At 58.8% G+C, this 7,384-nt stretch carries 8 protein-coding genes; 3 read left to right on the forward strand and 5 right to left on the reverse strand.

Annotated elements, in window-relative coordinates:
- Positions 1 to 3: 3 nt before the first annotated feature.
- Positions 4 to 1,131, forward strand: a complete 1,128-nt coding sequence (recF, locus tag IGS51_RS14245) for a DNA replication/repair protein RecF (RefSeq protein ID WP_297079147.1) — start codon at positions 4 to 6, stop codon at positions 1,129 to 1,131.
- On the opposite strand, the gene IGS51_RS14250 is transcribed toward recF, so the two are convergent.
- The 4 genes from IGS51_RS14250 to IGS51_RS14265 all read right to left on the reverse strand — a co-directional run bounded on the left by IGS51_RS14250 (position 1,128) and on the right by IGS51_RS14265 (position 5,534).
- Entirely contained in the window at positions 1,128 to 2,147 is a 1,020-nt protein-coding gene (locus tag IGS51_RS14250; protein ID WP_297079149.1) for an aldo/keto reductase, read from the reverse strand. The two genes, recF and IGS51_RS14250, sit on opposite strands and share 4 nt — an antisense overlap.
- A 22-nt stretch (positions 2,148 to 2,169) precedes the next feature.
- On the reverse strand, positions 2,170 to 3,096 hold the full coding sequence (gene crtB / locus IGS51_RS14255; protein ID WP_297079152.1) for a 15-cis-phytoene synthase CrtB: 927 nt from the start codon (positions 3,094 to 3,096) through the stop codon (positions 2,170 to 2,172).
- Between the two features lie 103 nt (positions 3,097 to 3,199).
- A complete protein-coding gene (pds, locus tag IGS51_RS14260; RefSeq protein ID WP_297079154.1) occupies positions 3,200 to 4,627 on the reverse strand; it encodes a 15-cis-phytoene desaturase in 1,428 nt (475 codons plus the stop codon).
- A 190-nt stretch (positions 4,628 to 4,817) separates the two neighbouring features.
- Positions 4,818 to 5,534 (reverse strand): SDR family oxidoreductase, encoded by a 717-nt coding sequence (locus tag IGS51_RS14265; protein ID WP_297079156.1) that lies wholly within the window; start codon positions 5,532 to 5,534, stop codon positions 4,818 to 4,820.
- Here IGS51_RS14265 and IGS51_RS14270 point away from each other — a divergent pair.
- A complete protein-coding gene (locus IGS51_RS14270) occupies positions 5,529 to 5,789 on the forward strand; it encodes a hypothetical protein (RefSeq protein WP_297079158.1) in 261 nt (86 codons plus the stop codon). The genes IGS51_RS14265 and IGS51_RS14270 overlap by 6 nt on opposite strands.
- 398 nt (positions 5,790 to 6,187) lie before the next feature.
- On the opposite strand, the gene IGS51_RS14275 is transcribed toward IGS51_RS14270, so the two are convergent.
- Positions 6,188 to 6,328 (reverse strand): hypothetical protein, encoded by a 141-nt coding sequence (locus tag IGS51_RS14275; protein ID WP_172356882.1) that lies wholly within the window; start codon positions 6,326 to 6,328, stop codon positions 6,188 to 6,190.
- 493 nt (positions 6,329 to 6,821) lie between these two features.
- Between IGS51_RS14275 and IGS51_RS14280 the strand changes: the two genes are divergently transcribed.
- Positions 6,822 to 7,361 (forward strand): SGNH/GDSL hydrolase family protein, encoded by a 540-nt coding sequence (locus IGS51_RS14280; RefSeq protein ID WP_297079160.1) that lies wholly within the window; start codon positions 6,822 to 6,824, stop codon positions 7,359 to 7,361.
- The last annotated feature ends 23 nt before the right edge of the window (positions 7,362 to 7,384 follow it).

A 7,384-nucleotide genomic window follows, 5' to 3' on the forward strand; every position in this document is an offset into this window, starting at 1 on the left:
CTCATGTTCCTCCGATCGCTGCATCTGCGCCAGTTTCGCAACTACCGGGATCAGGCGGTGAGTTTCGCTGCGCCGAAGACGATTTTGGTGGGCGACAATGCCCAGGGCAAATCAAACCTGCTGGAGGCGGTGGAACTGCTGGCCACGCTGCGATCGCACCGTAGTAACCGCGATCGCGATCTGGTGCAACAGGGAGCCGAAGAAGGCAGCATTGCCGCACTGCTGGAGCGAGACAGCGGCTCTGTGGATTTGGGGCTGGTGTTGCGGAGCAGCGGGCGGCGCACCGTGTCGCTGAACGGGCAAACGCTGAAGCGTCAGGTGGAATTTTTGGGCACGATGAGCGCCGTGGAATTTTCCAGCCTGGATCTGGAACTGGTGCGCGGCGGGCCGGGGCATCGCCGCCAGTGGCTCGACACGCTGCTGACCCAGCTTGAACCCGTCTACGCGCACCTGTTGCAGCAATATACTCTGGCGCTGCGCCAGCGCAATGCCCTGCTCAAGCAATCTTCCAGCCGTACCGAGGCCGCCATCCCGCTGGATCGCGCCCAGCTTGCGGTGTGGGATGCCCAGCTAGCGACTCTGGGCACGCGGGTCATCCGTCGCCGGGCCCGGGCGATCGCCCGCATTGCGCCCCTGGCGGAATTCTGGCATCGAGACATCAGCGGCAGCCGAGAAAGCCTAGAGATCCGCTATGCGCCCAGCGTACCGATGGAAAAGGACGACCCGGCGCTGATTCAGCAGGCGGTTTTGGACAAGATTCAGCAGCGGTCGATCGCCGAACAGGTGCAGCACACCACCCTCGTCGGCCCCCACCGCGACGAAATCGAGTTCACCATCAACCACACGCCTGCGCGTCAATATGGCTCCCAGGGGCAGCAGCGAACCCTGGTGCTGGCGCTGAAGCTGGCCGAACTGAAGCTGATCGAATCCGTCGTGGGAGAGCCGCCGCTGCTGCTGCTGGACGACGTGCTGGCCGAACTAGACCCCAAGCGTCAGCACAAGCTGCTGGACACGATTCAAGATCGGTTCCAAACCCTGATCACCACGACGCATCTGGATTCTTTCGATTCGCAGTGGCTCCGGTCGTCGCAGGTGCTAACTGTGGTGGCGGGACAGATTGCGCCAGCCTAGCCCCGATACTCGTCGCCGCAGTCGCCAATTTGGTTGAGCAAGTTGCGCGATCGCCCCGAAACCTGCTCAATTTGCTGCCAGTCGTTGGCATCCAACTGGAAGTCAAACACGCGGGCATTGTCGGCACGATGTTCAGCAATGCTGAGGCGCGTGCCCACGATGACCCCCGCCACAGCCGGCTGGTCGAGAATGGCCCGCACTGCTACATTCGACAGGCTGACTCCGTACTTATGGGCGATCGCCGCCAGGGTTTTCAGCAAGTCCTGAAACAAGTCCCAGCCGCCCCAGGCATCGATCATGCGCTTGTATTTTTGCTGAGACACGGTGGCCAGTTCGCCCCGGCGCGGCTCTGGCTTGCCGAGGTAGCGATCGGACAGGAAGCCGCCGCAGAGTGTGCCGTAGGTCAGCAAATGCACGCCCCGCTCCTGGCAGAGCTTCGCCATGTAGGCCTCCGGGCGGCGATCGACGAGGGAATATTGCACCTGGTTCGACACGATGGGGATGCCGCTGTCCAGGATGATTTGCAGATGCTCGGTGTCAAAGTTGGTGAGCGCCAGATGGCGGAGTTTACCGTCGCGCTGCAAATCCACCATGTGCTTCAGCGCGTCCAGATAGGCCGGGTCGCCATAGTCCCACCAGTGAAACTGGAGCAAGTCGAGACAAGGTGTGTCCATGCGCTGGCGCGACACGTCGATGCTGCGCTCTACGACGGCGCGAGGCATGGGGCCCGGCCGGGGCACCCATTTGGTAAACGCCTGCACCTGAGATAGCGCCGCCTCGCCCCGCGCTGCCGCAAGCTGCCGCCGAAACGCGCCGATAAAGTCTTCTGCCGGGCCGTAGTGATCGGCCAGATCCCAGGTGGTGTAGCCCGCGTCGAGATAATCCACCATGCTGGCGATCGCCCCCTTGGGGTCAATCCGTCCGTGCGCTCCCGACACCTGCCACATCCCATTCAGCAGGCGGCAAATGGTGAAATCTGGGGTGAATTGAAACCTGCTGGAGTCGGGTAGCAACATAGAACAGGGGTTCGTTTGTGGACTACAGAACCTCGGCCCGCAGACGCGCCAGCGGCAAACTCAGCAGCTTGCGCGGCCCCGACACGTAGGCCCGCTTGCGAAACACGTCGTAGCGGTTGCGCTCGATCGCGTCCAAAATTTGCCGATACAGCATCAGCGCCGACCACACCGGGAATCGTGCATCACGGCTCAGCAGGCTGACCCCGCTTTCAGCTTGCACAAAAAACTTTCGCGCCCGCTGAATTTCAAACTTCATCAGCTCTCGCCAGCGATCGTCTACCACGCCGTTAAACAAATCGGCTTCGGTGTAGTTGAACAGCGCTAGGTCTTCGAGCGGCAGATAAATTCGGCCGCGTCGCGCATCCTCACCCACGTCGCGGAGAATGTTGGTGAGCTGGTTGGCAATGCCGAGGGCGATCGCCTCCTGCGTTGGATCGACCAACCCGCCCTTGCTCCACGGAGCCGTGCGGCGGCTGTCGTCCACACCCATCACCGCCGCCGACATCAGCCCTACCGTGCCCGCCACGCGATAGCAATACAGCTTTAGCTCCTCAAAGGTTTCGTAGCGGTTGCGATACAAATCCATCCGCTGTCCTTCGATCATGTCGCGGAAGGGCTGGATGTCCAGCGGAAAGCGCTCCAGCGTATCCACCAGCGCCACGTCCACATCCTCCAGCGGATGCCCCGCAAAGATCGTTTCTAGGTTTTCTTCCCACTGATCGAGCGTTTCATCCGTGGTGTAGGCTGCCTCTGCTCCGTCCACCAGTTCATCCGTGCGCCGACACCAGACATAAATCGCCCAAATCGCCCGACGCTTTTCTTCCGGCATGAGCAGCGTCCCAAGATAAAACGTCTTGGCATATTCCTGGGTGATCTGGCGACAGCGCTCATAGGAATCGTCCAGAGATACCAGGACGGTTTTGCAGGAAGGCTTCGGCAGTTGCAGCATTACATCGCAGGGCTGGAGGAATACAGTTAAACCTATCAGTAATCCGTCACCTGCGGTTCATTTGAAACGATTAGCATTCCAGAAATGAAACCGCTGGAGTGATTTATCGGGCTGAAGTGGCCACCAAGTCGGGCGGCGCAGAATCGACCGGAGAGGCGGGGAATCGCTGGGCGATCGCCTCGGCCGCCTGCTTACCCGACAGCACTGCACCCTCCATGCTGCCCAAGTAGCGCTGCATGGTGTAGCTTCCGGCAAGGAAGAAGTTGTCGATTGGCGTTGCCTGGTCAGGGCGACACGCCTGCATTCCCGGTGCGGCCGTATAGACCGAGCGCGGCGTTTTCACGATTTTGTATTTCAGCAGCGTGGCCGAATGGTCGCCCGCCAGGTCATCTGGGAAAAGCTTCTTCAGTTCTGCCATCGTCGCCGCCAGAATTTCCGCCTCGGACTTGTCAATCCAGTCCTTTGCCGGAGCCAGGACGAGTTCTAGCATCGAGCGGTCGGGGTTGGCGTATTCGCGGCAGGTGTTGCTCATGTCGGCATAGACGCTGAGCAGGGGCGATCGCGAAAAGAGCAGTTGATCCACATCCGTTAGCTTGCGGTCAAACCATAAATGAATGTTGATCACGGGCACGCCTTCCAGCGCCTCCATCTTCTGGAAGAATTCCAGCTTCGTCCACGGCTCCGGCATCAGCGCCTTCATCACATCCACGGGCATCGCAGATACATACACATCCGCCGTCACCACCTCATCCGGCGCACCGTCCAGCCCGCGCACCGCAAACCCGCGTACCGTACCGTCTTCGTTGAGCAAAATCTGCTTCAGCGGCTTCTTCAGCAGCACCTCGCCGCCGCGCTCGGTCACATAGTCCACAATGGGCTGACACAGGCGCTCCGTCGGCGACCCATCCAGAAACGCCACCTTCGAGCCGTAGCGCTCCTGCAAAAAGCGGTTCAGCGCCGTCAGAGGAACCGTTGCCGACACGTCTTCAGGATTGATAAAGGTGAGCGCCTTGGAAGCGGCCACAAAAATGTCGCTGTTGACCCGCTCGTCCACGCCTTGCAGCCGCAGCCACTCCAGCAGCGAGTACTTATCCATGTTTTCCACATACTGCTGACCGCGCACCACCGCTGGCAATAGCCCAATGGCAAAGCGAATTTTCTGATTCCAGGTCAGCATGTCGTTGTTGCGAAGAATCGACAGGATGACGTTGAACGGTGCGGGAATGTCGGGCACGTCGAAGCGCGACAGCACGCCGGGTTTCTCCGGCTGGTTGAAGATCAGCGTGTGTTCTTTCCACTGGAGCCGATCTTCGATGTCCAGTTCCTTAAACAACTGGAGCATGTTGGGGTATGCCCCAAAAAAGACGTGCAGCCCGGTTTCATACCAGTCGCCATCGGCATCCTTCCAGGCCGCCACCAGCCCGCCCAGCACGTCCCGGCTTTCCAGCACGATGGGCGTGTGCCCTGCGTCTACTAAATACTTGGCGCAGGCTAACCCGGCCAATCCTCCCCCTGCGATCGCCACCCGCATGTACGCGCTACCCTCTGAGATACCTATTTACACTAGCTCTCATTATATGTTGCAAACTGTAACAAAGCGGGCCGTCAACGGGCATTTTTCCGAGATTTGCCGCTTGAGGAGGGTTCATTTGATCCCCACTCGGAGCATCCGCCCAAAGCATCAGCCAATATTAGCCAAAAAAATTAGCCAAAAAATAAGGTTAGCCAAAAAACAAGTGGCTTTCAGGCTGGATGTTGATCTCCAGCGGCACTGCCTGGGGTTCTGCCGTGAGAGCAAACAGAATAGCGTCGGCCGCCGTCTCCGGGCGCAGCATCTTCGTGCGATCGACCTTGAGGCTGACCTGATCCCAGAAGGGCGTATCCACGCCACCAAAGTAAAACAGGGTGAACTTCACGCCAAAGCGCTTTAGCTCGTCTGCCATGCACTTGCTGAAGCCCACCACGCCAAACTTAGAAGCGCAGTAGGCCGCCGCCATCGCCATCGGGTGCTGTCCCAAAATCCCGATTACGTTGCAGATGTGCCCTGACTTGTGTTCCTTCATGACGTTGGCGGCGGCCTGACAGGTGTAGAAGCTGCCCTTCAGGTTCAAATCCAGCATGGCATCCAGGTCGGCGGGTTCGATCTTGTTGTACTGCTTGAGAATGCCTGCGCCCGCTGCGTTTACCAACACGTCTACCTTGCCGAATTGGGCGATCGCCTTTTGCATCAGCGCTTCGGCCTGCTGCGGGTCGGTGATGTCTGTTGGCACGGCCAGCACGCCACCGGGCGCACCAGCCAGCGAATGGGCCAACGGGTTCAGCGTCGCTGTATCTCGCGCCGCCAGCACCAGCGCTGCATCCAAGGGAGCCAGCTTTTGCGCCAGCGCCGACCCAATGCCCCCCGTTGCGCCCACAATGACAACCACCTTGCCTTGCATAACCCGCCCCGCTTCTTTACATTTCTTAATTTCACTCCTTATCATATCGCCTTGCTCGGCACGGTGCATCTGCCCAATGCCAGCCCTAATTCCAGCATGGGTACGGGTGGGAAACCGAGCAAGCATGGCGATCGCCCGTCTGCGGGGATCACGGCCGACAGCCGCTTTGCCAAGTTCCAGTCCGGTTTGGCAGCGGGTAAGAAATTAAGTTTAGTCACAGGGCGATCGCCTGCCGAGTTGCCAGTGGTAGCTTAGACTACAGGCACGTTTCTCAATCAATCTTCCCGGACGGGGCCTGTGCCTCCTGCCTCGCTACCGGACGCGGCGATCGCTTACGGCTTGTAACGCTGCTTTGATTGGGGCATATCAGCCTAGCAATGGTCTAGAACCTTCTGTTTCGTCTAGATGCTCGGCTGCATCGCCCAAGCTCCTCTGCCTCCGAAAGAGGCATCGGCGTGCAGGCTCAAGAGCGAGTGCTGCGGGTTCAGCCTACACTGAATTAAAATTCAGCATTCACGCCTTTTGTCCCTGGCATTGGGAACTAGGCGTATTCAACGCAAACAATTAAATACATTTGAAATTGAAAAGGTCTGCTCTTGGGCAGACCTTTTGGCGTATGTTTGCGTATGTTGGCGTATCGCAGACCTCGTGGGCTACGGCAGCGCGTAGGCAGACTGGAGCGCCCACAGAATCAGCGCCGCAATGCTGCCCAAGATCAGCACCGCCGAGAGCGTCAGCGCAATTGGACTATCTGCGCCGGGGAATTTCATAATGCCTCGATTCCAGTCTGTCATAAGTACCAATCCTTGCTAAATAAGTAGAGTTTAGAAAGTTTAGAAACGATAGGACTTACGCACTTGCGATTAGGTTGTCTGGGTTTTGGACGATTTTTCGCGGGCGCAGCCCGTGAGAAATCGTCCAACTGCGTAACTCCTAAACGTTTCAGAATTGATCAACTCAGAATTAATCAACCGCTGAAGTGACTCTGAAAACGCGGTTTGGGCAGCGCCCTAGCTGGCTTGATCCTGCAACGCACCGAATCCCCGTTGACTGGATTCAGTCTGGCGAGATCCAGGACAGCGAGATGGGTTGCGGCAAAGTCATTGGGCAATCCGAAAACAGTCGAGAATGCATCAAGAATATGTAGATAGATCGACGCGAATGCCGGACAAACTGCGCCAAACCGACTCGATTTTAACCACACTTTTTTCACTTGAGGGTTATGTGGCTCACCTCTGCACAGTTTTTAAGATTTAGAACAGAATTCTTCGAGGATGAACCAGCAGCATGGATTGGGAGAGGCTGATGCAGGCGATCGCCCAGGGGGGGCCGGCCGGACTGCTGCTGATGGGGCTGCTCTTGCTGGAACTGGGGCTGCGAGTGCTGGGCCTGGGCAATCCCCCGCTCTACGTTGCCGATCCAGAAGCAGGCTATCGGCTACGCCCCCATCAGCGGCTCCGGCGCTGGGGCAAGCGTATGGTGATTAACCAGCACAGCCTGCGGAATGCCGGCGAGATGCCCCCAGCAGGCTGGCGGGTGCTGCTGCTGGGCGACTCTATTGTTCACGGCGGCATCTGGACAGACCAGGCGCACACGATTTCCGAACAGGTGCGGCAATTTCTCGCGCTCCGGCTGGGCAGACCGGGCATTGTGCTGAATGCGGCCGCGCCCTCCTGGGGGCCGCAAAACCAGTGGGGTTATTTGCGGCAGTTTGGCACCTTTGGGGCGCAGGTGGTGGTGCTGCTGCTGAACACAGACGACCTGTTTGCGCCGTCGCCGACGGACTGGCCCGTGGGGCGCGATCGCTGGCAGAATACGAGGCCCTGATTGAGCGGGAATTTATTGCGCCC

It is taken from the genome of Thermoleptolyngbya sp. M55_K2018_002, assembly GCF_015295965.1.
Taxonomy (GTDB): domain Bacteria; phylum Cyanobacteriota; class Cyanobacteriia; order Elainellales; family Elainellaceae; genus Thermoleptolyngbya; species Thermoleptolyngbya sichuanensis.

What these genes read in the sequence shown, in the direction of transcription:
- recF (WP_297079147.1), top strand. Translation starts at nt 4, where the DNA reads ATGTTCCTCCGATCGCTGCATCTGCGCCAGTTTCGCAACTACCGGGAT.
- crtB (WP_297079152.1), bottom strand. Translation starts at nt 3,096, where the DNA reads ATGCTGCAACTGCCGAAGCCTTCCTGCAAAACCGTCCTGGTATCTCTG.
- IGS51_RS14275 (WP_172356882.1), bottom strand. Translation starts at nt 6,328, where the DNA reads ATGACAGACTGGAATCGAGGCATTATGAAATTCCCCGGCGCAGATAGT.
- pds (WP_297079154.1), bottom strand. Translation starts at nt 4,627, where the DNA reads ATGCGGGTGGCGATCGCAGGGGGAGGATTGGCCGGGTTAGCCTGCGCC.
- IGS51_RS14250 (WP_297079149.1), bottom strand. Translation starts at nt 2,147, where the DNA reads ATGTTGCTACCCGACTCCAGCAGGTTTCAATTCACCCCAGATTTCACC.
- IGS51_RS14280 (WP_297079160.1), top strand. Translation starts at nt 6,822, where the DNA reads ATGGATTGGGAGAGGCTGATGCAGGCGATCGCCCAGGGGGGGCCGGCC.
- IGS51_RS14265 (WP_297079156.1), bottom strand. Translation starts at nt 5,534, where the DNA reads ATGCAAGGCAAGGTGGTTGTCATTGTGGGCGCAACGGGGGGCATTGGG.